Below are 26,762 nucleotides of genomic sequence, written 5' to 3' on the forward strand. Positions count from 1 at the left end.
GCGGCTTCTTGCGCTGGGTGGCCCGGGATCTGGACGCCCCGGTATTGATCCACATGCTCAGGTCTCGATTGATCTCCATCCGTGGATCAAAAGCGACGGCACAGGAACTTGCGGAGATCCTGCAGTCGAGACGGGCACGCAAGGGCAGGGAAGAGCACGTCGCGGCCTTTGAACGCGAGCGCGTGGCGGTACGGGACCGCCTGAGAACCACTTCCCACACGACGGCGATCACGGATCGGCTCGAGCGGGTCGACCATCATGAGGCAGAGGTAAAAAGAATCCTGGACCTCGTGCCCGAACGTCATTCGACGGTCGCCGATCTGGCCGAAGCGACCATTCGCTTCCTGAAGACGTTCTTCCGAAGTGGCAGCGACACGGACGCGCGCGCGCTCGAGTCCATCCTGGATCGGCTGTACGCGCTTTCGGATATCGAATTGGATGGTCAGCCCGCAGAAGTTGCTGAGATGCTGGCAAGCCTGATGCGTCGTCACCGTGTGGGTATCTCGGCTGCGCAGGAGGGTCATCTATATGCGGTGCCGGTCTCGAGAGCAGGCTACTCGGGGCGACCCGTAACATTTGTCGTCGGCCTGGACGAAGGAATGTTTCCAGGTGGCGCGACCGAGGATCCTCTCATTCCCGATCACGATCGTCGTGAAATCTCGCCTGAACTGGGAGAGAATCAGAATCGGCCCGGAGAGAGAGTCTGGCAGTTGCTGCGATTTCTCGGCTCGATCCCCGGCAAGGCGACGCTCGTTGCCAATCGCTTCGACCTGATCGACGGCCGAGAGCGATACGCGTCGTCGGTTGTTGCGCAATGCCGGGAAGATCTCGACATGGAGAATCCACCCAGGTACGCGCCGTCATTCACGCTGCCGGAAGCCATGACCGAAAGCGAAATCTGGATCGCCCAGCGAGATGTCGACCGTGTCGGCGAGGCGCTACTGCAGCGTTATCCACTCGTCGCGGCTGGAGCGGAAGCGCAACGTCATAGATTGTCGCCCGGGATCACGCGCTTCGACGGATACCTCGGTCAAGCACGGCCCGAACTGTCGCTCACGAACGGTGAGGTTCTGTCGGCGTCGCGACTCGAGCGAATCGCGTCGTGTCCCTACAGGTATTTCCTGAGCGACGTCCTCAGAGTGAGACCCCTTGACGATGCGGACGACGACGATCACCGATGGCTGAACCCCCGCGACTTCGGCAGCGTCGTTCACGAGATGCTGTGCGATTTCATGAAGCAGCACAAGGACCAGGGCGACCGTCCCGATCTCGAACGCGACCGGAATGACATGCACGCCCTCGTCGAATTGGCGGCATCGGAAGCGCGAAAACGAATCCCGCCGGAAACCGAATTGTCGTACCGGGCCGACGTCGGTCGTCTGAAGCGTACGATGGATGTTTTCCTCGCCGCCGACTCCGCGTCTGACTACGTGCAGGCGCTGGAGTTTGAGCTTCGCTTCGGCTATTCCGATGGATCGCCGCGATATCCGAGTCCAGTGGTGCTGGAACTTGGCGATGGCCTCAACATCTCGCTTCGTGGAAGCATCGACCGGGTGGATGTCACTCGAAATGGTTTTGTCATCTGGGATTACAAGACCGGCTCGGCGGCGCCCTTCTCGCGATCAGACCTGTTCGACGGTGAGAAGCTTCAGTGGGCGCTCTACGCGCTGGCATATCAGGAGTTGATCAATGGCCTGCCGACTCACCTCGACGTGGACCGCTCCGGATACTTCTTTGTCAGTGAGCGGGAGAGTGGCAGACGAATTGCGCAGGCCGTTCCGGGCCGCGACGAGCTCGCTCGACGTCTCGGTCCGCTGCTTTCGATGGCCGAGCACGGTGCGTTCCTGCATTACCAACGCATTGACAAAAAGGTCTCTCCCTGTCGGTTCTGTGATTTCCGGACGGTTTGTGAGAAAGAACGCCGCGACCGGGATATGCTTGACGCGGCCATGGAATCGTCTGTACCGGGCGAAGTACTGAATGATCTGCAACAATGGCTGACCCTGTAGATACATCACAAATCGTCACCTGGCTGGACGAGCACGAGCTTCCGGATGCAGAGGAAAGGCGCATCATTGAGGAAGATCTCGACACGAACATCGTGGTCGTAGCCAGTGCCGGTACGGGAAAGACAGAGTCGCTAATTCGACGGATGGTGGCCGGCGTGGTGGCCGGTAAGGTCAACGTCGATTCCCTGGTCGCGATTACCTTCACGCGGATGGCGGCGGGCGAAATGCGTGCACGGTTCGCCGAAAGGCTGCGAGACGCCGCGGAGACGAGCCCGGTCGCACGTGACGCGCTTCGAAGGATTGACCGCGCGTTCATCGGGACCATCCACGCGTTCTGCGCCCGCATGCTCAGGGAGCGACCACTGGACGTAGGCCTGAGGCCTGACTTCACCGAAGTCGACGAACACGACGTCACCATACTGTGGCGACACTACTGGAACGAGGAGCTTCAGAGACTTTATGCTGACGGAGATCCTCGAATTGCCCAACTGTCCGAACTAGGCGTGGATGTTCGCGATCTGTATGACTTCTTTGTCACGCGGTCCGAGAACTCGGATCTCGCACTGGGCCCGGCGCGAAAAGAGGAGCCGGACCTGTCCACGGCGCTCGATCAGGTACAGCAAGCCGTGGACGCGGTCATGGATTTACTCGGTGGAAAGATTCCTGACGACAGGGACACGTTCCTCGATCAGCTGGATCTCGCCAATCACATAAAGAGGCACCGCGGAGTCCATGGGCTTGCTGACCAGGCGGAGCTGTTGAAGGTGTACCGCAGGGGCCTGAAGGGCATCACGCTGAAGCGCTGGCCTGACAAGAACGTGGCGAGCACGGTGAAGAACGAGATCGTGGCTGGTCTCGCCGAGCACGTCGTTGATCCGGCCCTGACGGAGTGGCGACAGTACGTCTACGGAATCATCGCGCCCTTGATGGACGATCTGGTCGGCCGCTTTGCAGCCCACCGCCGTGCTAACGGACTTGTCACCTTCCACGATCTTCTGGTACTCTCTGCGAGGTTATTGAGGGACTCGTCCGGCGCACGCCGCTTCTTTCAGGGCAAGTTCGAAGCTTTCTTTGTTGATGAGTTTCAGGATACCGATCCGCTTCAGGCCGAGATCATTTCGTATCTCGTCGGTTCTGACACTGCCGAGACCGACTGGCGCAAGTTGCTGCCAATCCCAGGGCGTCTGTTTGTCGTGGGTGATGAGAAGCAGTCCATCTATCGTTTTCGCCGGGCGGACATCGAAGTGTTCCGGCAGGTGCGTGAACAGATTCTGGAGTCCGGCGGTCGGACGGTCAGGCTTAAGTCCAGTTTTCGCTCTGAGAACTCGTTGTGCGAGTGGCTCAACGAAGCATTTGCGCCGCTCTTTGAAGCCCAGGACCCGCGATATCAGGCGTCGTACGACGCACTCCATGCAGCCCGCACGTCGACTTCCTCGGCCGATCGTGTATTCAAGATTACAACGGACAAGATTGGTAGGAACGACGAAGCTGCAATTGTGGCAAATGAGGCGGGCCGGATCGCAGACTTGATCGAGAGTGAAACCAGTGCATCGGAGGGCCGCGTTCCGACAAGAAACGCCGGGGCATTTATGGTGCTCACGCGTCGTCGGAAATATCTGACGACATACGCCGCGGCACTGGAGGCGCGCGGGATTCCATACGACATTGTGGGCGGTGACTCCCTGGGGATGTCGGAGGAGTTGGCGGCGCTTGTGAATATGATGGAGGCGATTCGTCGTCCGGCAGACGAAGTTGCGATGCTCTCCTATTTGCGCGGACCGCTAGTCGGTCTTGGCGACGATGACCTGTATGCTTTTCGCGTGGCCGGAGGGAGATTCCGGAGCACCCGAGCCGTTCCGGATGGATTGCCGCCAGACGTTGAAACACCGCTTCGGGCAGCGTTCGATGCATTGAGCCGGGCTCGCGACGACCTCATGCAGTATCCGGTTGCCACGGCATTCGAACGAATCATGGATCGTGTCGGGCTGCTCGCATCTGCGGCAGCACGAGAAAGCGGTTCGACGCGGGTCGGAAACCTGTTGCGCGTCCTGTCACTGGTTCGAAAATGGGAATCAGACGGGATCACGTGGAGCGAAGTCGTCAACGAGCTCCGCGCGGTCATCTCCGACAGGTACTACCAGTACGAGCAGATGACGCTCGACGTCGGCAGGCAGGACGTCGTCAGGATCATGAATCTCCATCAGGCGAAAGGGCTGGAGGCCGACGTCGTAATCCTTGCCGACGCCTACGAGTCGCACTCGCATTCAGTCTCCCAGCACGTTTCGCGCAGTGACGACGTGGACATGCTGTCGATGGTGGTATCGGTCAGCCGGTCCGGGAGCTGGGGCGAGGTGATTGCCGAGCCACTCGGATGGGATGAGGCGGTAGAGGACGAAGAGCGGTATGAAGAAGCGGAGGGGCTCAGGCTGACATACGTTGCTGCCACAAGGGCCCGCGAACAACTGGTAGTCTGTCAGTATCCGTCGAGTGACAAAGGTCCGTGGAGTCGTCTGTATCCCACACTCGCATCGGTCACCGAGGCGTCGGCGAAGCCTGGCAGCGGGAAACGCTTGCGTGCCGAATCCGTCGCAGATGTCACGGAGCATCTGGCCGGAATCAAGGCTCAATGGGACGCACTGTCGAAGCCAGGCTACACGATTCAGTCCGTCACGGGTCAGGATCCTGCGGAATCGCTCGAGGACCTTGCTATCGGCGGACGTGGTGCCGACTACGGCACCCTTCTGCACGAGGTAGTCGAGGCGGCCATCAACGGCGTGCTGCCGGCCAACGAGAAGGCATACGTTGAATCGATCGCCGACTCATACAGTCTTCGTGCTCAGTCGAAACAGGTACTGAAGGAACTGCAAATGCTTCGTGATTCCGACCTGTGGCGAGAACTTATGGAGGCACCTGAAGTGTATTCCGAGGTCCCTTTCGCCTACCCGATTGACGGCGATTCGGCTAACATCATTCGCGGCACAATCGATCTCGTGTTCCGCAACGCCGCGGGGTGGAGAATCGTAGACTTCAAGACTCACCATACTCAAACTGAGAAGGATGTCGAGGCCCTGATGGCTCACTATGGCGATCAGCTAAAAAGTTACTCCGATGCATGGACCCACATCATCGGGGAAGAAGTGATCGATGCAGGGCTGTGGCTGAGCGAGCAGGGCAGGTTTGTCAGCATGATGTCGTAACTGCATCAGGCAGGGCACGTCAGCCAGTCCGCTACCGTCAACTCATTTAGTTTAATGCTCAAGATTCTCCATCTAGCCGATGTGCACCTCGACACGATCTTTGCCAGTCGATCGGCAACGGTTCGTCAGCGGCTGCGGGAGAGCATCCGCACCGCGCTCGTCCGCGCCATTGATCTTGCCATCGGCGAGCGGGTCGATGCGGTCCTCATCGCGGGTGATCTGTTTGACGGCGAGCTGCTCAGCTTCACATCTGAACGGCTGATCTTCGAGCAGATACATCGGCTCGTGGATGCTGGCATTCCGGGATTCTACGCAACCGGCAACCATGATCCGGCATCGATGCGCACCCGGGCAGCAGGCATGGAGTGGCCGGACGGCTTCCATGTGTTCCGCACAGCAGAGCCCGAAGCCGTCCAGATCCGGTCGAAGACAGGCAATCCCGTCGGGTACGTGGTCGGCGCCGGTCACGAGACCGCTCGCGAGGAACAGAATCTGATCACCCGCTTTCCGACCTCGTCCGGTGCCACACCCTGGGTAGGCCTGGCTCATACAATCGTAACGTCCGCGGCATCAACGGAGCTTCATGACCGCTACGCGCCGTGTGAGGTAGACGATCTGAGGAAACCCGGGTATGATTACTGGGCCCTGGGGCATGTGCATACGCGGCAGCAGGTCGATGACCAGGCGAACGCATGGTATCCCGGCAACATTGTGGGGCGCAATCCAAGAGAGACGGGCCCCCGTGGTGCTATCGTGGCAAGGGTCGAGCGCGGAAAGCCGGCACTGACAGAGTTTGTGCCGCTGTCGCCGGTTGAGTGGTACCATCTCTCGCCGGAAGATCTGTCTTCCATCTCCAACGCTTCGGAACTCGAGACCCGTGTCCGCGACGAGTTCGAGGCCATCCGCCGACAGAGTGCGGCGGACGACTGGATTGTCGTGCTCGACATGCAGGGTCCATGCCCACTGGAGCCGGATCTGAGGGATACCGATCGGCGGGAAGAACTGGAGGAGCTGGTCGCCGACGCGCTTTCCGTAATGGCCGTGGAGATCAGGACCGAGAAGCTTGTGTCACCGATTGATATCAACGCGCATCGCGGCCAACCCCACCTGTTGGGAGAGACCCTGGCGCTGATCGACGAACTGCGAAGTGATCCGTCGGCGCTGCTGAAACTGGCGCCAGATCCGCCCGGCCGCGCCGTGGGGACGGAGCCGGAGCGCCTCCAGTACCTGAAAGAGCTTTTGACCGGCATTGAGGATGAGGCGGCCCGGCGGCTCCTGACCGATGGAGGCGTCATTTGATGCAGATTCGGAGCTGTGATATCGAGGGCTTCGGCCAGTTTGAGAAGTACTCCATCGACAACCTCGGCCATCCGCTGGTCGTGATTCTCGGCCCGAACGAAGCCGGGAAGTCGACGGTGTTCGAGTTCATGGCGACGATGTTGTACGGCTTCATTCCGGCGGATGCGCGCAAGCATCCGTATCGACCAGCGCAAGGCGGACGCATCGGCGGTACGATGGTGTTCCGATCCGGCAACTCGTTGTGTACCGTCGAACGTCATCTGAAAAGCACGCCGAAGGGCGTACTCTCGGTTGGTTCAGAGGGATTGTTTGGCACTCGTGAGTCCATTCGCAACCGTCCGTTGCGCATCACGGGCGATGTGTCAAGAGAGGTGTTCGAGGCAGTCTATGCGCTCTCCCTGCAGGATATGGTGCAGGTGTCGGGGCGGGCCTGGAACTCGATTCAGGATCGGTTGCTTGGTGGTCTTAACCTCGACACCCTCAGGATCAGCAGGGAGGTGATCGAGGAGATCGAGACCGAAGCCAGAAAGCTGTGGCGCTCGGATCGCCGCGGGAAGACCCGGGCGCAGGGTCTTCGTGATCAACTGCGCGAACTGCGCCGTGAGGCGCGCGAGGCTCGCGAACGAGATGCCACAATTCGAACGCTGAGCCGACAGGTCCTCCAGATCAGCCAGCAGATTCTTGAGACGGACGAGAAGGGACGCGAACTCAGGTCGACGAAAAATAGACTGGAGCGGCTGCTTCCTGTCAAGGCGCGCCTCGATCGCATCGAGCACCTTGCGGGCGTCGCCGGCAATCTCGAAGAACTCAAGTGCATTCCGGCCGATCCGAAGAAACACCTCGAGGGCATCCAGCTCGCGCTACAGGACGTCGACGCCGAAGTGACCGCGCTTCAGGACGAGATTCGAACCCGGGAAGCGATGGCCAACTCCTTATCCGAAGCAGACATGCAGGTCGGTGCACTCGCACCGCAGATTCGTACGTGGCATTCGCGACTGGCTCTGTTCACACAGCGCAGGCTTCAGGTCGACGAGATAGAGAGCAAGCTGAAGCGTCTCGCAGTGCGGCAGGACGAGGCTGTGGCACGCCTGGTGCCGGATCCCGGCACGACAGATATCGAACCCGCCGTTCGTGCGATCTCCATTCCGGATCTGCGGGAGGCACTGCGCCGATACGCAAGGTCGAGAGACGAGCTGGAACGCGTACGAGCCCGTCTCGAGGGTGTGGCCCTCCGGCCATCTACGGCATCAGGCCCGGTCTGGTGGGCCGTGTTAATTGTGGGGCTGATCATCGGGGTGGTCGGCGTCGTGCTGGGAGAGCCGGTCGTCTGGGGACCGGCCATCGCGGTCGCAGCCGTGGGAGCCGGTTTTGTCCTCCAGTCGTTGGCGAGTCCAACCCAAAGCGTGGATGGTCACTCGCAGGCCGACGCAGCAGCTTCCGCAGCAGCGCAGCAGGCTCGCGGACTGGTACACAACATACTCGCTGACCTTCCTCTGGGGTCGGTCCGGAAATCAGATCCTGACGTCGAACTGGTTGGCGACATTCAGACACTGCAGTCCATACTCAATGAGATTGAAGCCGAGCAGGCGGCGGCCGATCTGCTGAAAACGAAATTGGCGGAGGAGACGCGAACGTTGTCGGAACTGCTCGTGACGGCCGGCATCGTCGCGGATGAAGTGCCCGAAGTGCAGATGGGGCGACTGTTCGACCGATTGCAAGAGATTGAGAGGCGCACGGTGGCCGCAGAGGAAGCCGAAAGGAGTCTGCCTCAACGACGCGAGAAGCTGGGCGAGCTGCTCTCGCGACAGGCGGATCTCAACCACAAGCAGACCGACCTGAAGGTGCGCCTCGCAGAGGTAGGTGGAGGAGACGTTCTGGCCGGGATTGAACGGGCGACCAACAGGATGCGGGCCGCTGAGCGGGTCACTGCCATCCGGGAAGAACTGGAGATGGGCTATCCCGAACTGGTGTCCATCACGGCTGAGATCGACGAGGCGAAGGGCGAGCTACCGTCGATGCGTGACGATCAACCAGACGTGGATGCCGACCTCGAGGAGGTGTCCCGCGCACTGCAGCAGTACCACGCGGAGAAAGCGCGACAGCAGACGCGCATGAACTCCCTGCTCGAACAGAAGACGGTAGCTGATGTCGAGAGCGAAGTGTCAATGATAGAGGCGGAGTTTGAGCAGCTTCGAACCGACAGGGACCGTCTCATGTTGTTGGCCGGGATCATCCGTAATGCCGATGCCCGGTTCCGCGACCGCCACCAACCCGATGTGATCCGACGTGCCTCCACCATCGTGGGGCGCCTGACGAGCAAGCGCTACAGCAACATCGAGGTCAACGAAGAGGATGGCTCACTATCAATTCTGGAAGCGGACTCCGGCCGGCGAGTCCCGGTGGGCGAGCCGCTCAGCAGAGGCACGCTGGACCAGATCTACCTGTCGCTGCGCATCGGTCTCGCCGACCACCTGGACTCGAGCGGGGACCGTCTGCCGATGTTTCTTGACGAGGTGCTGGTCAACTGGGATGCGACACGCCGTCGGGCGGCCTGCGCGCTTCTATCTGAGCTGTCCGAATCCCGCCAGATCGTGTTCTTCACCTGTCACGAATGGCTTGCCGATGAGGTGGTGCATCTGGCCGACGCCCACATCGTGAGACTGTGATCGTCACTCGATCGCGGCGCTCCGTGCCGTGCACTCTTCGCAGGGACACATCGACCTGAGCCTCTCCCACGTGTAGATGCCGGTGTTGTGACCGTCGTCCCATGCAAGGCGCAGCGCATAGTTGCCGACCGGCTCAAGCCTCAGATTCTCCCATCTCATCAAGCCAGGAAGCTGGAATATCTCGGGATCGGGGAGCCGACCCATGTTCTCGTGCCCCACGCACGTCGCGCACGGACAGGCTCGCCTCAATCCGTCAAGCGGAAAGACGGTTTCGTGGTCGTCGCTCCAGGTGATCGTCAGGTCCTGGGCTTCGGAATCGATGACGACACGGCGGGCGGTCGGGTGTTGGCGCATGCGGTGCTGCGAAATTACGGTTTGTGTTCAAGCTGATGCGGTCGTTCGAACATGACGTAACGACCCGGTACCTGACCGGGACCGACCACAATAGTAGACACGACTGAAGGTGTTATTCGTTCCTTTTGAGGCTGAAACACGCGTTACGCATGCAGGTCGGCTCGTGGACTGCGATTTGTAATGGGTGTACACAGGACTAACGCCGGGACTGCGATCAACGTGAATCAAAGAAAGGTGAACATCATGCGCACTGCAATAACAAGTATACTGGGCGCGCTCGCGATGGTCCTCATGGTGGGCTGTGAATCAACGATAGTTGAGCAAGGGCCTCCTGGGCCGCGCGGGCTGGACGGACGGGACGGCAACGCAAACGTCTTCTCTCTGAACTTCGACTTCACGATGGCGGATGCCATCATCAACGGCAAGGTAGCGTCTGCTCAGTTTGACGTTCCCGGTATCACGCCGAGCGTCGTCGACGAAGGAGCTGTTCTTGTGTTCTTTCGCGAGCAGGGGACATGGACTGCGCTGCCCTACACCTTCGGATTCGATAATCCTGACATCCAAGCTGTGGATTTCCTCGTGACGTTCGGATACGGATACGACGACGGCTTTCTGGAGGTCTTCTACGAGGCATCCGCAGAAGGCGTGAGTCTGGAAGACATGCCGGATCGGGAGATGAAGGCGGTTGTGATCGACGGATTCCCCATGTCCAAGGCCGGCATCGACCTGACGGACTACGAGGCGGTCAAGGCCTTCTTGCACCTGGCTGACTAGTCTGACCGGAACTGAATAGTCGCTGGCCCCCCTTCAGCGACTTGCTGCGGCGCACTGGATTGTCTCTGACATGACGGTGCGCCGCACTCTTTTGCCGCTAAATTCGGCGCAGGGCAGAGGCTACGAGGTCCTTTCCCGTCGTTCCCGGCTCCCGAATGTCAATGCCCTCGAAATCGCCCTGCCTGGCGCTCACGCGCCCCTCCGGCATCTCAAATGCCGTTTTTCGACTGGTCTTCGGACCTATAGAAATACCTCGTCTCGCCGATAACACCATCAGTTGTCGCGCAGACCCAGACGAGATAAGCATGACCAACGAGAACTATGGCCACGAGAGTAGTACGCAACGTGGCAATTCACCGCACTTGCGCCGCTTTCTGTCGACCTTTTTCAGGACGGCTCTCGACGAATATCGAGAAGCGGGATGCCCGTTCGGAAAACACGTTGACGCCATGCTGATCTGGTTCGAGTACAACCAGAAGACGACCGACAACTAGTCAATCCGAATAGAGTCCACCTTGTGCTATGACGGGTGTTGTGAAGCCCCGGCCGATTGTTCGGTCGGGGCTTCTTTCTTTACTCAGAATGGTGCCAGGGATTTGTTCGAAGCGGCTGGGCCGCGAATTCGCAGCCACGCTACTCGACGATCGCACCAGACTCAGCGCGTGACAATGAGTTTTAGAACGTGCGACGTCCCGCTACTGGACGTTGTCCGCACGAAATAAACACCGCTGCCGAGTTCGTCGGTTGGAAGGATGTGAGTCCCGCCTGATTGAAGAGACAATCTGGCATATCGCCTCCGACCAAGCACATCAAACACCTCGATCAGCAGAGCGACCGGATCGTCGGCCCGGAGAGTCAGCTGCCCTCCGGAATGCACCGGATTTGGGTACAGGGCGGTCTCTTGCGATCCGCGCCGGGGAACAGCCGGCACGTCAATCCCAACCGGGGAGGGTCGGGCCAGGCGTCCCATGACGGGCAGATGGTCGGACGTTGTGAAGACATAAGCGGGGTCCGACAGCAACTCATTCAGCGGAGCCTGACTGCCTGACTTGAACACCGGAAAGACCTCGTTGGTAATCACGATGTGGTCGATAGGAGATCCACTCCGACATGAGTTGTCGTTGCCGCACCACGTGTTCGTGTTGTCGTCGTGAAATGTGCGGGTCACGGTTAGATAGCCGGCCTCATCGCTTACGAAGTTCGCGTACGGTGACGGAAGGCCGCCGCGGATGGATCCCTCAAGAAGATCGTTGTAGTCACCCAGGATGACTACAGGATCGTCAAAGAGACTGGAAAAATCGATGTGATTTTTGAGATAGCCCGAGGCACGAACCCGTCTTTCGTAGGATGACTGGTCATCGAAGGCTTTCATGTGAATCGTAATGAAAGTGACCGTCATGGCGGTGTCGGGCAGACTGATCCTGGCCCGGAGAAGAAACGGAGGTCTGCCGGCGAAATCAGAATCGAATTGCGTCAGTATTTCCTGGACAGACAACGCGCTAACAATGTCGGACTTGAAGATGTAGCCCACTCGAAGACTGGAAGGCGTTGGCGCAAGACGCCCCTCGTATCCCGCTCCCACCTCGTTCACAAGATCGTTGAAGGCAGACTCATCGGCGATCTCCTGCACGGCCCACAGGTCGATCTGGGATTCGCGAATGATCGTCGCCGCATTCGTTAGCTGACGCGCCTCGTTGGACGGCCCGCCGCCGGTATTCCCGAACTGCTCAATGTTCCAGGTGGCGAACTCAAAAGCTGCTTCCGTGCCCTTGTCGGGTACCGTCTGAGCTGCGCTCGCGATTGCGGTCGCAGTCGCCAGAAGAATCGTGATACACAGAATTACCAGCCGGGAGATGCGGCGCCGCTGGGGCAGATCGTGGGGCTGGCTACTCAAAATCTGTGTTTAGTCGAAATCTCGAAATGCGGTTGTTGCCGGTGTCCGCTACGTAGACAATTCGATCACCGTACGCGACACCCTCCGGGGAATTGAACTGGCGCGAGCCGCTGCCCGTTCCGCCGAACGAGACGACGACCGGTTTTGTACTGCGGGCCCCTGCCGGGGGAGCCACACCCTCAACGCCACCGGTCGTGAAAACAAACAAACTGTCCTTCGCCGCATCGACAACGAACCAGTACTGGGTGTTGTCGCCTGCAAACGCAACATCCGATGGTCGTTCAAACTTGAACTCCTCGTACAGAAATCCGTCTCCGCGAGTCGTGTCGCCAACCACCTGCAGTTTTCGCGTGTCGGGCTCATATGAAATGCCGTCGGGGGTCACGACCGCGAGAATGGAAAGCACATTGAACCGAAGCCGTTGTCCTGGATTGGCTTCCTGGACGACGACAAGGTTCTTGCTGTCCGCAAAGAAATCACGCTGCGGCGGTTGCACGAACGTCATGACGTCCGCGGGATTCAGCGAACTCCGGAGACCGTCTCGAAGCGGATTCAAAGGCAGTGACTGCGTATTGATACCGTCGAACGTGAACTCCAGGACAGCGTTATGCGGCAAGATGACACTTCGTTCGTTGTTGACCGGTCCACGCCGCGATACATAGATGTTGTTGTTGAACAGGATCGCGACGCCGGTGAATGCTACCCCCTCGTCGGTGTCGAGCGGGTCCGGAAGACTGAACTTTCGCGAGTCGTCGTCGAACGGGTGCCAGAGGCGGAGGTCCAGTCGGGGCAGCCCCGTCGTTACGCCCGCGTATCGCGCTACAACCGGCAAAGTCCACGTGCGTCCGTTCAGGAATGTGTCTCGCTTCGCGGTGACATACACGTTGAGCTTGCGGTCCTGGACTACCGATGTGGCTCCTCCCGGTATGGAGATGAAGTTGGCGGGCCGCCCGGCTCGGTCGAGGACGTGCAGCCCTCTGCTGTCCGTCACATAGATCAACTCGTCGTATCCGAAATAGATATCGCTGGGTTCGACGAGCGGCATCCCGTCGCCGCCTGTCGAAAAGAACGGGACGAGCGCCACGTACTCCACCTCATTGAAGAGGCCCGGCTCCGATCTTCCGGCGTCGAAGATCTCTTCGGTCGTGTCATCTGATTTCGAGCCGAAGATCGCATCGCAACCTGCGAGTACAACAAGCGCAAGGGCAGCAGCCGCCACATAGCGGATCCGTCCATGTCTTGTCCGGCGTATCGTCATTGCCATGTCGTTGCGTTCTTCCAACTCAAAGTGAAACGTTCAAGCCTACACGATGGACGGTGCCGAGTCTGGTTAGGCGACTGAATCCGTAGTCAAACCTGAGATCCCGTCCGAAATACGGGATGTTGATTCCGGCGCCAAAACTCGGAATGTCATACTCCTCGATTCCGAACCGATATCCTGCGCGCAGCACCAGGATCTGATTCCAGATGTACTCGACGCCCACGTTCCAATTCTCAGCGTTGTCGTTCGGGTTATTCAACTGGGCCGAGACAATCAGGTCGTTCGCCTCCTGTCCGCGCAAAAGCTCATACGAAAAACCAAGGAGGAACGTCGTTGGCGGCGTGATGCTATCGAATTTGTCCTCCACGACCGGCACGGGGCTGCCTATCACAACGCGATCGATTTCACCGGACGGTGTTCCGTCGAGACCAAAGTTCCGCACCGCCACACCCATCGCGGCTCCCGTATTTCCAACCGCGTAATAGATGCCCAGATCAAAGAGCACCGTGCTGGTCGAAATACCGGCGCTACTCTCTCTGACATATTTGGCCGTGACGCCGTAACTGAACAGGTCGGTAAGGCTCTGTGAAAACGTCAGTCCGGCTGCCAGGTCACGGAACGTGAATGTCTCCCCGGTCCCGAAAGGCTGGAACTCGGTCGTCACATCCATCTCACCCGAACTCAACGTCTGTACGCTGGCACCGATGGCGAAATTGCTGCCCTTCGGTTTGAAAGTTGCCGCAAGAAACTCCATGTTCACATCGGTGAAATAGGCGGTGTGGCTCGCGCTCAACTGGAAGAACTCTGTCTTGGCCGCGAGGGCGGGGTTCCAGAACAGAGCCGACGCATCGCTCGCATTTGCTACCACCGTCTCGCCCATTGCCGCCGACCTGCCGTCGACAGCGATCTTCAAAAACTGGAAACCCGACGTTCCCGCACGGTCGCCGCCGAAGGACGGGAGTATCTGAGCAGTCGCGTCCGACACGCATATCGCCGCCAGCGCAAGGACGGCCACGATTGAGATATGTCTGGCTGGTCTCGTCACTAGAATCGATATGAAAGCCCAAGCATCAGGTGACGCTGGGGAAGGAAGCGGGCGGGATTGAAGGGAGGAAGACCGCCGGAAGTGGGATCCTCGTATCTCGGATCGCGGGTGCCTGCGCCGACATCGAACGACGGGTCATCTCTCAAGGCAGCAAAGTCTGTCGTCGACGGGTCAACATCCGGATAGGCTGTTCCCGTAACCGGATTGACAATGATCGAATTCTTCTGGTCAAAGAGATTTGTTACCTCAAGCGAGATCGTCAGGTCTCCGCCCCAGATATCTATCCTGCGCTGAAGGTTCAGATCGAACCAGAGCCACGGATCTCCAATCTCGGAGAACCGGTCGGCAGGATCCTGGCTTCGTTCGTAGATCGGTCTCCAGTCCTGCTCTCCCGTAAACGGATTTACCTCGCGGCCCTTGAATTCGACCGGCGTATATCTCTGGCCGCTACGGAACGTGCCAGCCACGTACAGCTTCAGCCGATTCAGGCCAGGGATCCCGAACAGCGGCCGATCGCTGTCATGCGAAAACGTCGTGTTCACCTTCAAGTCGATCGGTCGATCCCACGCCAGAGGTGTCTCGAAGGTGTTGTCAATGTCACCGCGCGCCAGAAACTGAGCGAGCGCATCGTTATTCGTCGAACTCAAACCGGTTGCTTTTGAGAATGACCCTGACACCTGCCCCTGAAACCACTTTCCGATGCGCTTCAGATAGCTCGCCTCGATGCCGCGGACGCGCGCAAAATCACCGTTCACTCTGAATGCTCGCGTAGTCTCCCGTCCCGTCGGATCCTTGATGATCACACTCTCGACCGTGATGAAGTCGAACTTGTCGCGCCAGAACGCTGCTACGTTCAACACATCGTTGCTCGAGAACTGATTGCGCAGCCCGAGCTCGTATGAGATGTCGACCTCGGGGTCAAGGTTGGGATTGCCGAGGTCCGCAAAGAAACTCCGATCCTGAAAGAACGGATCCAGTCCGGTGTAGACGAACGTTGGATGCGGGACTTTCGTCGAGTGTCCATAGTTGAAGAACAGGACTCTGTTCTCCTGGATGGGGAAGGAGACTCTGATCTTCGGGAGCAGTCGCAGTTTGTATCGAAGTCCGAACAGCTTGAACGTGTCGTTGCGGTAAGCTTCCCGGATACCGTCCAGGATGGGAGCGCGCTCATCGTCGATCAGGTCATCGACGTACTTGCCGGGCGCCCAGTATTCCAGTCGTGCTCCCGCGTTAGCGATCAGGCCCCGGTAGCGAATCTGGTGTGTGGCGAACAGTGCACCACGCCGCGGCTTTACCCTCCAGATATCGGAGCTTTCACCAAGACGATTCGTCTGCGTCGCACTTTCGTCGTCACCGATCGGTGCACCGACCCACGGTCGTATCACATCGATCCACTGGTAGTCGTTGAATTTGGCGTCGATGCCGGCGGTCGTTCGGTGGTTCTTGGAGACAGAAAAACGAGTGTACGTACCGTGCAGCGTGTACTCCTCCGCGAAGTGATCGTGGAATCGTGTCGCTATTCCCCCGTTGTTTACTAGACCCGGACCGGGGAGCACAAACAGCGCATTGGGATTGACCGGTTGACCGTCTTCGCCGACGAAGATATTGGCCGGATATGTGACAATACTCTCGGGATCGAGCTCGGTATCAACACTCAGCGGCCTCCACGGTCGGCCGTTGGCGTCCGAACGAAGTTTCGTGAAAAGCCGGCTGACCTGGACGTCGTAGAACGACTGGTCGTTGAGTACGTGAGACCACTTTACATAGCCGATGATATTGTCGTGCGTATAGGTGTTCGCATTATCCGGGTCCAGAACAAACGCGTACTGGAATCCAGGCGTTACGACGGCGTCGTTACCAGTGACCTGCAACATCCGGGTGTTCTGATTGACCGTTAGCGATCGCTGGTAGGAGACCTGGATTCTTTTCCCCGGCAGAACATCGTATGAAAGCTTTGAGATGCCGCTCCAGCGATTGCCGGTACGAGGCATGAAGAAGTCGCCGTCGATCAATGACGATTGAACCTGATCCGGCGTGGCCGTCTGGCGCGTGAAGCCGTCTGAGATCTGAACCTGGCCCGAAAGGAAGAAACGAAGTTTGCCCTTGACGATCGGACCACTGACATTCAGTTCGTAGATGTCCTCCCCGAAGTTGGCGCGGCCATCGCTATTAAATCCGAGGCCATCTCTCTTGTGAGAGAAGTAGCCCGCAAAACGGTCGGAGCCGTCCTGCGTCTGTACAGAGACGACACCAGAAGTCACGTCTCCAAACTCAGCTCCCACGCCACCGGTCGTAACCTCGATTTCACTGAACGCGTTGGATCCGATGTCCAGACCGAAGCCCGTCCCCGCCAGGGGGTCCTTTGCGGATACGCCATCGACCATGAACCCGGTTTCCTCCGCACGACCACCACGGATATACAGGCCTGTCGGGTCACGAATCACACCGACCTGGGTGGCGACTGCGGACTGTACGTCGCGAAGCGGCGCCACCTCCAGCTGTTCCTTCGTGATGGCGAACGTGCTCGTCGACTGCTCCACGTCGAGCAGGGGCCGCTCACCAATAATGACGATCTCATCCTCGGCCGATAGCACCGACTCGTTGAGCGTGGCATTGAGAACCGTTTCGGCTCCATCTCGAACCGCTATTCCTGTAAACAGCTTGGTCTCGAATCCGATGTAGGAAAACTTGATCGAATACTGTCCGCCCCGGACTGACGGAATCGTATAGCGACCCTGAAGATCCGTAGCAGCTCCTTTGGCCGACCCCACGACAATCACGTTCACGCCTATCAAAGACTCGCCCGATGTCTCATCCGTGACGGTTCCGCGGATACTGCCCTGCGCGACAGCTTCGAGCGGACCTGCCAGAGCCAACAGGGCCGCCAGCAGCATGAGCTGCCGTGTGGCTACCAGAAACCCGCTATGAATGGAGTGCATCATCTTCGGGGAAATCCGAGGCTTTCCAACATCAGCCGTATTGCCTGGGTTGGAGCATTGACATCGCCGTCCGCGCCCACAAGGTTCTGGGCACCCGACTGCTCGTTTACGAGTGGTAGCCCGAAGAGTCCGACTCGACGGTCGGCGCTGATCGAGGCAATCGTGGAGGACCCGAACCACGGGCCCTGCCGCCCGCCTACGCGCGTCACGTAAGAATATGTGCCGTCGGCCAGGGGAATGACGTTTGCTCCTTCGGCTTCGAACGGCAGAGTGTTGAGGAAGAAGGCGCTGGATTTGAGGGCCGGAAGCTGCACCGACAGGCCCGGCACGACCGACGTCGGCGAAATTGGTGAGTTGACGCTCATTCTCAACGCGGGTCGCAGGGTGTCTGGAAACGACACAAGGCCTGACAGCGGCAGGAGCAATAGCGCCGGATTTCCAACGATATCCTCCGGATTCGCTGGAAGAGCTATCGGGCTGTGCACCATCATCTTGCCACCCTGTTCGAAGAAAAGGTCGGTCGCTCCTGCGACGAATGGAAGGTTGTCGCCAGCAATATTGCCGGTGGTACTCGTCGCGACCCAGTAAACATAATTGTAGTCGGCCAGCGCCTGCCTGAGTGTGGGATCGAGAGCCGGCGGAATCAGGCCCGAGCGTGGCGTACCGCCTGCTGAACCGGAGACGAAGGGAGTCGAGATGTCCCAGTAATCGATAGCATAGCCTTCAGGCAGATAGTCGCGCAGCAGAGCAACGTGGAAGTTCTGAACAGTCTTGTACGAGGATTTCCGATAGTCGTTGACGTATAGAAGATCGCCGCGTGACTTCTTTACGTGCCACATGTGGGACTCTACGGCACTGGTTGTATCAGTCTTGTCGACGGATCGAATGTAAATCGTGTTGTCCTGGCCAAGCCGGAGCCCGGGTACATCCAGGCCACTGGCTCTGAACGATCGGCCGAAGAACAGGCGAGCGGTCGTTTCGATCTGCCCGATGTCGGCCTTGTCCACGTCACCTACAAAGGTCACGAACTCGACGTCGGACGGCAGCGACACAAAGTTGAGGCTGTCGTTAAGACTGACGTCTATTCGATCAAGATTGGCCGGACCCTCCGGATCATCGGCAACCCATGCAAAAGAGAAGAGGGCGAAAGTTGTGTCGGGTGCAAGCTCGAACGTGCTGAAACGTATCGTGGGAGGTGCGTTGCGAATCGGGAATACGGTCCTGGCGGGAGTGGGATCGACGAGTCCCTCGTTGTCGATCGCACGCGCTTCAAACACGACGTTGGCGAATTTCTCGCCCGGTGGTATGGGCAGGAGGATGAGTGTGTCGTTTGCAGTGGTCCCGGTCCACAGGTCATCCTTGGCCGGTGTCTCCCCGAACGCGAAGAATCGGAGATCGAAAGAGCTAACGAAGCCGTCCGGATCATCACCGGTCCACGAGACGACGACGGTGCTCGTAAGACGTTCGCCGGACTCCAGATTGTCGACGAGCGAGGAGTCACGAACCGCCAGATCGGTTTCTGGCGGGAGGTTCTCCAGTCTCTCTCCGGCGATGTCGCTGTCACAAGCGCCGATCAGACACATGAGTGCGACCGGGATTGCGATGCGGGACAGTGTCTTCAGTGTCTTCATTGCTCTACAGGACCGTGGGAGGGAGGCCCTTCGCATGGGCCCCCTCCTGGTCCGTATCCAGGTCATCCCGAGCCCGTCGGGACATCGATGGCCGGCTTCGGGCATAGGCCACGACCAGCACATCGACGTCTCGACCAGCAAGGTTTGACGAGGTCTTTCGACCCTATTTCAGCAACATCATGGAACGGTTGATGACGTTTCCTGCCGCCTCGAGGCGATAGAGATACACGCCGCTCGCAAGGTTGCGCGCATCGAACGACACCGTATGGGTGCCTGCCGCGACCTGGCCGTCCACGAGCGTAGCAACGTTCCTGCCCAGCATGTCGAATACCTGGACGGAGACCACTGACGCTGCCGGTATGTTGTACTGAATCGTCGTTGAAGGGTTGAACGGGTTCGGGTAATTCTGGCCAAGCGCAAACTCGCCAGGCACTTCGAATTCCTCGTTAGCGACGTTGATGCCACCGATGTCGAGCGAACTCTCCGGGACGAGCTTGTACTCGCCGAAGGAGAACCACCAGATACCCTGGATAAACGCAACCGCGTCGTCGGGAGCGAAGGTGTCTCCAGCAAATGAGCTGCCGAATGCGTCGGATGCGTCGTCTGCATTGACAGCGTTCTCGGCCGTTCCGTCCGATGAGAACGTCCATTCGCCGAAGCTCTCAATGCTGACGATCGTGACGTTTTCGAACCTGAGCCGCATGCCTTCATGGGCCTCTGCAACACTCTCGTCGACCAGTGCGCTCGTCGGAACGGACTTGTAACCCGGAGGCACAGCCGTGCCTGTGACGGTCATCGTGATGTTACGGAGTCGCGTCACGTCGAAACGTTCTTCGATCTCCGCCTCCGTGATATTGATCACGTCGCCCTGCTTCAACGTCTGCACATTCGTGTCGCCATCGCGAAGGAGGATTCCACTCCAGGGCGCGAGTCCCTCGTCATCCTGAATCGCCCATAATCCTGACGAGTCAGGCTGGCTTACGACGGTCGCGGTTATGTTCATGGGCAACGTGAGCCCGGCAAACGGGCCAGCACCAGGACCACCGTCGGCGGTCTCCTGAACATGCGCAATCGTTGTGATTCCGCTGCCAAGCACGCGATAGCTGACATTGACCGGTTGCGACTCTGCCCCGAGGTTGTCCGTGGCGATTATCCAGTAGGTCACAAAATCGCCGTCGGCTGCTGGAGGTATCGTGAACTGGTAGACAGCCGCCTGCGTCTTGCCCGAGAGACTGCCTTCAACCGACATCGTGTCAGGCACAGAGGACGTATAGTAGTAGAGCACGACCGACTCGAGGGTCCGCGTCGGATCCGGAGTTATGTCGGCGGTAATGACGGCCGAGTCTTCCGTTCCTAACACGGTCTCCGGCTTGCTCGGATTGGACGCTATCGGCGGTGTCACCGTGATTTCGAGATCTTCCCTTTCCATCGGCGAGATTTTGATCAAGACGTCCGGGTCCGTACCGACGGCGAACGGATCAAAATCATCCATGAACATGAATCCCTGGATGTTGATTCCGGCACCCGGTGGCGGCGGCACGAAGTCGTCCTCGAACACTCTGAATTGCGTCGCATCCTGGGCTCCGTCTCTGTCGTTGCGGTATGCCAGCGACAGGTCTCTGATGTACACCTGCGTAACGCCTGCGTCAGAACTGAATGTCCAGTTCGGACGGTCTGAACTGATATCGCGTCTCTGGACGATGGCGTTCTCAATCCGTACGTACTGGCCTCGCAGATCCGCGAGATTGTCCCAGTTGGTCTGAATGCGATTGTCCTGACCCACGACTTTGTGCGTATCACCCGTCGTGATGACAACCGGGTCCAGGATCGAGGCCGGGAGGCCAAAATCCGTATATACGCCGAGTGCGGTGATGCTTACCGGCGCCACCTGCATGACCTCATCGAACGGGGCGACAACGCCGACGATCTCGATGACATCACCCACGAGGAGGCTGAGCACTCCGTTCTCCTGCCAGGATCCATCTACAATCTGCAATCCCATTCCTGCGTTACCCTGAGTCACCGAGGCAGTGTCCCGGACGAAGAAATGAACCCTGCTTGGAAGACCCTCGCTGTTCGGGGTTGAAAGACCGGAGAGCGTCGGGTCGCTCATCACTACGGCGCGGACGCGTACGGTATCACGCAGCAGGTCGTTGAAGATGGCGTTCTCGATTCGGGGGTCGTCGAGCGTTACGCCGGCATCATTCAGTGCCTGAATCGAATCCGGGCTAATAAAATTGATTTCACGAATCGTGACATCCGTGATCTGCGCACTAGCCCACGGCGCCACCATGGCACCGATCATGAGCATCGCAGCGAAAGCTGTAAATCGTCTTCTCATCGTGTTCTCCTTACGGTTGGTTGATCTAGCAATTTCGTCCCGCTCCTGCGCGGGTAAGATGCCCATGAAAATGGTTATTTTATGATCACGAATTTTCCTCTCTGCACGTCCCCTGAATCCCGGTTCTTTACCGTGTAAAGGTACAGCCCTCCGGAAATATTGAGGCTGTTGTCGGATAGAATGTCCCACGAATGCTCACCGCCGGGCAGCTGACGATTGTCGGCCGAGAAACTGTCGTACCATCTCACGTCGCCAGTGTACGTTTCCGAGTCGTGATCGAGTTCAGCAACGACCTCTCCTGCCAACGTGTACACTCGGATTTCGGCTTTGTCCGGCAGGTTGTAGAAATTGATCTTGCGAGTCCGTGACGTGCCTCCATCCCATGCAGCCTGCACACGGTAGGGATTCGGATACACGCCTACCTTTCGATCCTCAGAAGTCGACGGGGGAGTGCCAGGGAAGACGCGTACCGCATTGGCCACGCGCGAAGATTCGAACGAGGGAAGGCCGGCATCCGCATCCCCGCGATCAAAGGCCGTCACCGAGAACAGATACTGCCAACCGCCCAGCAGCCGATCGGCATCGAACCGGTACCAGTACTGTGTCGTGTCGTCCGGAAAGGTCACGGGCTCGGCCAGCGCCACCTCGGCGAATCCGTTGTTGAAGCCGGTGGCATTGCCCGGGGCATCGTACTGTGCGACCAGGGCCGCGGCATCGAGGATATTCCCTCCGAGATCGTCGCCCGGCTTGCTGCGATAGATCCTGTAGCCCTCGAAATCGAAGTCGCCGCTGACCGGATCCAGAGATCGCTCCGCCGCCCGATCCCAGTAGACGGATACGCGATTGGTCTGTCTCTGACCCTCACCGGATGGCTGTTCGAACGCGACGCGCACGTTCGGAGATCGAGGCGGCTCAGGGATCACGTAGCGGTCCAGAATGCCGTTCTCGTTTGCGTCTTCCTGCGGATCGAGCACTCCGTTAAAGTTGTTGTCTTCTCCGGCATACGTTCGGCGCGCCCAGTCAAGATTGCTGATGAGCAATCGGCGTGAATCTTCCGTGTCGATGGGCTTGCCCGAGTCACCCTGGAACTCATCCGGCTTGAGAGCGGCCGTCAGTGCGAAGGTCACCTGGAGCGTATCGCCGGAAAGCACGGTGGGGAACGGGCCGACCGGGGTCAGGCCGATCCAGTTTCCCTGCGACGTTTGCCCGTCCGTGCGAAGTCTGGTTCGCCAGAGGACGAGTTCGTTCAGATAGTCTTCTTCTGTCTCGAAGCTGGCGGGATTCGGGTACGGGACTTTCATGCGTTGATACCGCGTGTCGTCCGCAGAGGGTCGCGAGAATTCCGCCGTTCCTCCACTGAACTGCCACCAGCGCAAATTAACGAACGGTGCAGCGTAGCCGTCGGCAACGTAGTCGGACGCGACATTGGGGTGGAAGAACCTGTTCTGCCCGGTTCGCGGGTCTCGCCACTCCGCACCGAGGAATGAAATGGCGCCATAGGTATTGATCGTCTCTTCCGCGCCGCCCGCGTTGAACGCGTACGAGGCGTACAGGCTGTCAACCCATCCCAGTCCGTTTTTGTTGAAGTACGCGCCTCCGGCATCATTCGACGTGTTTATGTTCCGGACAACGAGGTCGTGGTACATCCCCACGTAAACGCTGTCCCACGGCGCGTCACTGATGTTGACGATGTCCATGTTGACTATGGCGAAATACTCCGTGAACGGGAAATTCCACGCATATGTCGTCATCTGGACTTTGGCCCCGAGCCTCCCCTGAACGTCCGGCATTTCGATGAACGTCCCGGGCAGGACGGCGGCTGTATCGGCGAAGGATGCAATGAGGTCCTGGTGACTGACGGCACGGGCATTGAATGCGTCCTGCGTGGGCAGCGTAGATCGCTCGAGGATGGGCGTCAGCTGGGCGAATTCGTATCCGGTGCCTCCCGGCGTGTATCCGGTCGATGCCGTGATGGCGCCGGTCCGAACCGTTATGACCCCGTCGGATCGAATCGCGCCGATCCAGAGACCCGCCTCAAAGAGGTGTTCAACACCTGAGTCAAGGGGATATTCGAACGACGGGGGCCCGGTCGGGCTGTTGCGTACGTTGGCCTTGCCCACAAAACCGGCGTTCGTGACCGTCACACCGACGTTGCCGACGTCGATGAGTGCCTCCTCGAAAGGGACACCTTGAGCGAACCCCATCTCCGCAGAACAGAGAAGCATGAGGACCGCGAGCGTGAAATAGATGCCTCGGCGCATCGTCGGGGGCATATGGGGCCGAGTCTACTGTTGCGAGGACGAGCGAAAATTGCGTCCGCGGAATACCGCGGTGATAAGCAATCGCAACATACTGAGACGAGGACTCAAGGTAAAGCCCCATCGCGGCCTATGAGGCCCGCCGTTCTGCAAAGAATTGGCTAGGCAGAGCCCTCGCCCGGCCTACGAGGCGGTCTCGCCTTCGCTTCGCGATGCCATCGTACGTCGCTCTGCCTCGTCTACGAAGGGCCCGAGAACCCGCTCGAGTTCGGTGAGAAGCTTGGTCCGTACAAAGGGCTTTGAAACGTACCCATCGAATCCGGCCCCTACAAACCTCTGCTCGTCGCCGGGAAGGGCGTACGCCGTTACGGCGATGATGGGCGTCCTCTCGTACTCAGGCAGCTTTCGTAGTACGGCAAGGACGTCAAGGCCCGACCACTCCTCATCGCCCAGATTAATATCGAGCAAGACGACGTCGAACCGCCTTTCCCACGTGCTGGCGAAGACCTCGTCGGCCGATTGCGCCACGGTCGATTCGAAGTGAGGCTCAAGAAAGAACCGGATCAGCTCGGTGGTCTCGACGCTGTCGTCAAGAACCAGGGCGTGTCGCACCCTGTCGGCCGGAGCTTCGTCACGTGCGGCCACAGCTGGCCGATCCGGGGCTCGCAATCGCGTCGCGGATCCGTTGGCGGATGAAGCCTGGGCGCCCGCGACGACCGGGAACCATATGGAGAACTCCGTTCCCTTGTTCTTCTCACTTTCGACGGATATCCGACCGCCGTGCATCTCGACAAGCTGCTTCGTGATGGCGAGGCCGAGGCCCGACCCTTCATGAGATCGCCCTTCGCCGGTCGATTCCTGCTTGAACTCATCGAACAGGTGCGGGAGAAACTCGGAGCTGATGCCAACGCCCGTATCGCGAATCATCAGGTGTATGCGTGTCCGGTCCTCCCGCAGTTCGAGTTCGACATAACCTGTATCAGTGAACTTGAGCGCGTTGCCGACCAGATTGTTGATGATTCTGTGCAGGGATGGGCGATCGATTTTGGCAGTCGGCAGATCAGTCGGGGGCGAGAAGCGCAACTCGAGCCCCTTGTCTGCGGCCATATCCCGAAGCATCTCGAGCGCGCTGTCTATCTCCGAGGCCAGATCGGTCTCCTCGAGATTCAGTTTCATCTCCTTGGCCTGGAGCCGCGAGAGGTCCAGTACGGAGTTGAGCGTCTCGAGAAGCCTATGTCCACCCTGTTCAATCCGCTCCGCAAATTGCCTCATGGTGTCAGGGACCATCTCCGTCAGCGCTTCGGAGTATCCGATCATGATCGTGAGCGGCGTCCTGATCTCGTGCGACATGTTTGCCAGGAACGACGATTTGAGCCTCGACAGTTCTTCGGCCTGAAGCTTTGACTCGATCAGGGCCTCCTCCTGCCGATGGCGCTCGAGCGTCGTCGAGACGACATTGGCCACTGCCTGGAGAAAATTGACGTCGTCGTCCGTGAAATCCCGTGCCGTGCGAGAATGAGCCGCGAGGACACCCCAGGCCGCATCTTTTCCGTGGATGATGACCGTCGCGCCGCTGACTAGTCCGTGCTCATGCATTAGATCGGCGCCCTGGAATCTTCCCTCCTCATGCACGTTCTCCATTACGACTGCGCGGTTGACGGAAAGGGTGTAGCCTACCTGCGTATCGTTTTCTGCGCTGACCCACGCCTTTCCAACTACTCCCTCGGGCCATCCGAATCCGGCACGCACGAAAAAGGCGTTCTTGTCGTCCAGGAGTTCACAGATCGAGTTGTGGGAGACTTCCAGTGTCTCGGATACCTTCTGGACCGCGTCATCCATAACCTGTTGCACACTCGGACTCGACAGTGCGAGCTGACCCAGCGATGCGATGGCGGCCTGCTGCGTGGCGCGCATCCGCAGCTGTCGTTCGGTTTCACGGCGGCCGGTGATATCATCGGCGAGACATACAAACCCTTCCGGCTGGCCGTCGGCGTCGTACATCACGGCGCCCGAGAAGGAGGTGGGGAATTCACGGCCGTCACGGGTTACAAACGTTGTTTCAATTCCCGATAGAGTCCCGCTGTCTGGCTCCGACGGATCGATGAAAGCAAACGGGAAGGTGGGAACGACCTTGTGTATGTGAGTCCCGGGCAGGTCGTGTTTCTCATATCCCAGGATCTTACAGGCCGCAGCGTTTGTCGTCTTGATCACACCTTGCGGATCCGTCACAATCAGCATATCCACCATCGACGTGATGATGTTGTCGGTATACTCCTTTGCCTTTACGAGGGCCGCGCGGGAGGTGTTCAGTGAAGCCGCCATGGCATTGAGCGCCTCTGCGAGGGTCTGCAGTTCGTCACGGGACTCGACCACCAGCTGTTGATCGAATGACCCCTGCGAGATTTCCTCGGTGGCGCGAGTAAGCTGCGCCAACGGGTCCGTGATCTTGAGAACGAGGACATAGGAGAGGAGCACTCCCAGCAGCGCGAAGAAAGCGCCTATTCCGATACTGATATTGCGCAGGAACTTGATCTCACCGTTGATCCGGTGCAGGGAATAGCCGACTCGGAAGCCGCCATGGTAGTTGTCGCCGGCAATGACGGGTACGGTTACGTCCAGTATCTCTCCGCTCGACATGACGACGGGAGCTCGAGCGGCTGCCGCATTGAGGCTGATGTCATCCTTCAGAATGATCGATTGGAAACGGTTCTCCTGGGTTCCGTCCGACAGGATCTTGCCCTGGCTGTCGAACGCATACACGTAGTCAATGTCGATCAATGACAGCAAGGGCGACAGGCGGTGGCGCAGGCCGTCCTCGTCGTGCAGCTGCAATTCCTCCCACGCTGAAGCGCGCAGCACCGTCGCGATCGACCGGGCCTTTTCGTCCGCACGATTCGTCAACAATCGCTGCTGACTGAGAAAGTTGATCAGCGTCAGAGCGGTGGCCATGACCAGGAGCAGTACTCCACTGAACAGCATAAACTTGCCGCGGAGTCCACCCCATTTGTGATATCGAGTCGATTGCATTGGCGTGGGTCGGCGTTTGGTCCTGGCGGGACGAACAGACTTTGCGAGGTTTCTTCATGAAAAAAAT

15 protein-coding genes are annotated in these 26,762 nt (G+C 58.9%); 6 read left to right on the forward strand and 9 right to left on the reverse strand.

The genetic code is table 11. The features are described 5' to 3' along the window. The first annotated feature begins 53 nt into the window (after positions 1-53). Genes HKN37_13235 through HKN37_13250 form a run of 4 tightly spaced genes read left to right on the forward strand, consistent with a single transcriptional unit; the run spans position 54 to position 9,171 of the window. Positions 54-2,009 (forward strand): hypothetical protein, encoded by a 1,956-nt coding sequence (locus tag HKN37_13235; GenBank protein NNE47611.1) that lies wholly within the window; start codon positions 54-56, stop codon positions 2,007-2,009. Then, on the forward strand, positions 1,994-5,206 hold the full coding sequence (locus HKN37_13240; GenBank protein ID NNE47612.1) for a UvrD-helicase domain-containing protein: 3,213 nt from the start codon (positions 1,994-1,996) through the stop codon (positions 5,204-5,206). The genes HKN37_13235 and HKN37_13240 overlap by 16 nt, the downstream gene beginning before the upstream one ends. 54 nt (positions 5,207-5,260) lie before the next feature. Continuing rightward, positions 5,261-6,505, forward strand: coding sequence for a DNA repair exonuclease (locus HKN37_13245; protein NNE47613.1), 1,245 nt, complete (start codon positions 5,261-5,263; stop codon positions 6,503-6,505). Further along, complete coding sequence (locus HKN37_13250) at positions 6,505-9,171, forward strand: AAA family ATPase (GenBank protein NNE47614.1); 2,667 nt, start codon at positions 6,505-6,507, stop codon at positions 9,169-9,171. The genes HKN37_13245 and HKN37_13250 overlap by 1 nt, the downstream gene beginning before the upstream one ends. A 3-nt stretch (positions 9,172-9,174) precedes the next feature. Here HKN37_13250 and HKN37_13255 read toward each other — a convergent pair whose 3' ends face one another. Beyond that, the gene (locus tag HKN37_13255; GenBank protein NNE47615.1) at positions 9,175-9,525 is read right to left on the reverse strand and encodes a DUF971 domain-containing protein; all 351 of its coding nucleotides are present in this window, start codon (positions 9,523-9,525) and stop codon (positions 9,175-9,177) included. 243 nt (positions 9,526-9,768) lie between these two features. Between HKN37_13255 and HKN37_13260 the strand changes: the two genes are divergently transcribed. Both HKN37_13260 and HKN37_13265 read left to right on the forward strand, forming a co-directional pair. Continuing rightward, entirely contained in the window at positions 9,769-10,299 is a 531-nt protein-coding gene (locus HKN37_13260) for a hypothetical protein (GenBank protein ID NNE47616.1), read from the forward strand. Between the two features lie 305 nt (positions 10,300-10,604). Next, positions 10,605-10,793, forward strand: a complete 189-nt coding sequence (locus HKN37_13265) for a hypothetical protein (GenBank protein NNE47617.1) — start codon at positions 10,605-10,607, stop codon at positions 10,791-10,793. Between the two features lie 161 nt (positions 10,794-10,954). Here the strand turns inward: HKN37_13265 and HKN37_13270 are convergent, their stop codons facing one another. The 8 genes from HKN37_13270 to HKN37_13305 all read right to left on the reverse strand — a co-directional run bounded on the left by HKN37_13270 (position 10,955) and on the right by HKN37_13305 (position 26,695). After that, entirely contained in the window at positions 10,955-12,193 is a 1,239-nt protein-coding gene (locus HKN37_13270) for a T9SS type A sorting domain-containing protein (GenBank protein ID NNE47618.1), read from the reverse strand. Continuing rightward, entirely contained in the window at positions 12,186-13,457 is a 1,272-nt protein-coding gene (locus tag HKN37_13275) for a hypothetical protein (GenBank protein NNE47619.1), read from the reverse strand. The genes HKN37_13270 and HKN37_13275 overlap by 8 nt, the downstream gene beginning before the upstream one ends. A gap of 19 nt (positions 13,458-13,476) precedes the next feature. Then, the gene (locus tag HKN37_13280) at positions 13,477-14,469 is read right to left on the reverse strand and encodes a PorV/PorQ family protein (GenBank protein NNE47620.1); all 993 of its coding nucleotides are present in this window, start codon (positions 14,467-14,469) and stop codon (positions 13,477-13,479) included. Between the two features lie 29 nt (positions 14,470-14,498). Beyond that, on the reverse strand, positions 14,499-17,438 hold the full coding sequence (locus HKN37_13285) for a TonB-dependent receptor (GenBank protein ID NNE47621.1): 2,940 nt from the start codon (positions 17,436-17,438) through the stop codon (positions 14,499-14,501). Then, positions 17,438-19,069, reverse strand: a complete 1,632-nt coding sequence (locus tag HKN37_13290; GenBank protein ID NNE47622.1) for a hypothetical protein — start codon at positions 19,067-19,069, stop codon at positions 17,438-17,440. Before HKN37_13290 ends, HKN37_13285 begins: the two co-directional genes overlap by 1 nt. 163 nt (positions 19,070-19,232) lie before the next feature. Beyond that, a complete protein-coding gene (locus HKN37_13295; GenBank protein NNE47623.1) occupies positions 19,233-21,410 on the reverse strand; it encodes a T9SS type A sorting domain-containing protein in 2,178 nt (725 codons plus the stop codon). A 74-nt stretch (positions 21,411-21,484) separates the two neighbouring features. Then, the gene (locus tag HKN37_13300) at positions 21,485-23,683 is read right to left on the reverse strand and encodes a hypothetical protein (GenBank protein ID NNE47624.1); all 2,199 of its coding nucleotides are present in this window, start codon (positions 23,681-23,683) and stop codon (positions 21,485-21,487) included. Between the two features lie 168 nt (positions 23,684-23,851). Further along, entirely contained in the window at positions 23,852-26,695 is a 2,844-nt protein-coding gene (locus HKN37_13305) for a PAS domain S-box protein (GenBank protein ID NNE47625.1), read from the reverse strand. Between the last annotated feature and the right edge of the window lie 67 nt (positions 26,696-26,762).

The sequence above is a fragment of the Rhodothermales bacterium genome, from assembly GCA_013002345.1.
In the GTDB taxonomy this organism is placed as follows: domain Bacteria; phylum Bacteroidota; class Rhodothermia; order Rhodothermales; family JABDKH01; genus JABDKH01.

Bases quoted from the DNA above. Each gene is read 5' to 3' on its own strand.
- HKN37_13250 (NNE47614.1), top strand. From the start codon at position 6,505: ATGCAGATTCGGAGCTGTGATATCGAGGGCTTCGGCCAGTTTGAGAAG.
- HKN37_13300 (NNE47624.1), bottom strand. From the start codon at position 23,683: ATGCCCCCGACGATGCGCCGAGGCATCTATTTCACGCTCGCGGTCCTC.
- HKN37_13260 (NNE47616.1), top strand. From the start codon at position 9,769: ATGCGCACTGCAATAACAAGTATACTGGGCGCGCTCGCGATGGTCCTC.
- HKN37_13275 (NNE47619.1), bottom strand. From the start codon at position 13,457: ATGGCAATGACGATACGCCGGACAAGACATGGACGGATCCGCTATGTG.
- HKN37_13290 (NNE47622.1), bottom strand. From the start codon at position 19,069: ATGAAGACACTGAAGACACTGTCCCGCATCGCAATCCCGGTCGCACTC.
- HKN37_13265 (NNE47617.1), top strand. From the start codon at position 10,605: ATGACCAACGAGAACTATGGCCACGAGAGTAGTACGCAACGTGGCAAT.
- HKN37_13255 (NNE47615.1), bottom strand. From the start codon at position 9,525: ATGCGCCAACACCCGACCGCCCGCCGTGTCGTCATCGATTCCGAAGCC.
- HKN37_13235 (NNE47611.1), top strand. From the start codon at position 54: ATGCTCAGGTCTCGATTGATCTCCATCCGTGGATCAAAAGCGACGGCA.
- HKN37_13305 (NNE47625.1), bottom strand. From the start codon at position 26,695: ATGCAATCGACTCGATATCACAAATGGGGTGGACTCCGCGGCAAGTTT.
- HKN37_13245 (NNE47613.1), top strand. From the start codon at position 5,261: ATGCTCAAGATTCTCCATCTAGCCGATGTGCACCTCGACACGATCTTT.
- HKN37_13240 (NNE47612.1), top strand. From the start codon at position 1,994: ATGGCTGACCCTGTAGATACATCACAAATCGTCACCTGGCTGGACGAG.
- HKN37_13295 (NNE47623.1), bottom strand. From the start codon at position 21,410: ATGAGAAGACGATTTACAGCTTTCGCTGCGATGCTCATGATCGGTGCC.
- HKN37_13285 (NNE47621.1), bottom strand. From the start codon at position 17,438: ATGCACTCCATTCATAGCGGGTTTCTGGTAGCCACACGGCAGCTCATG.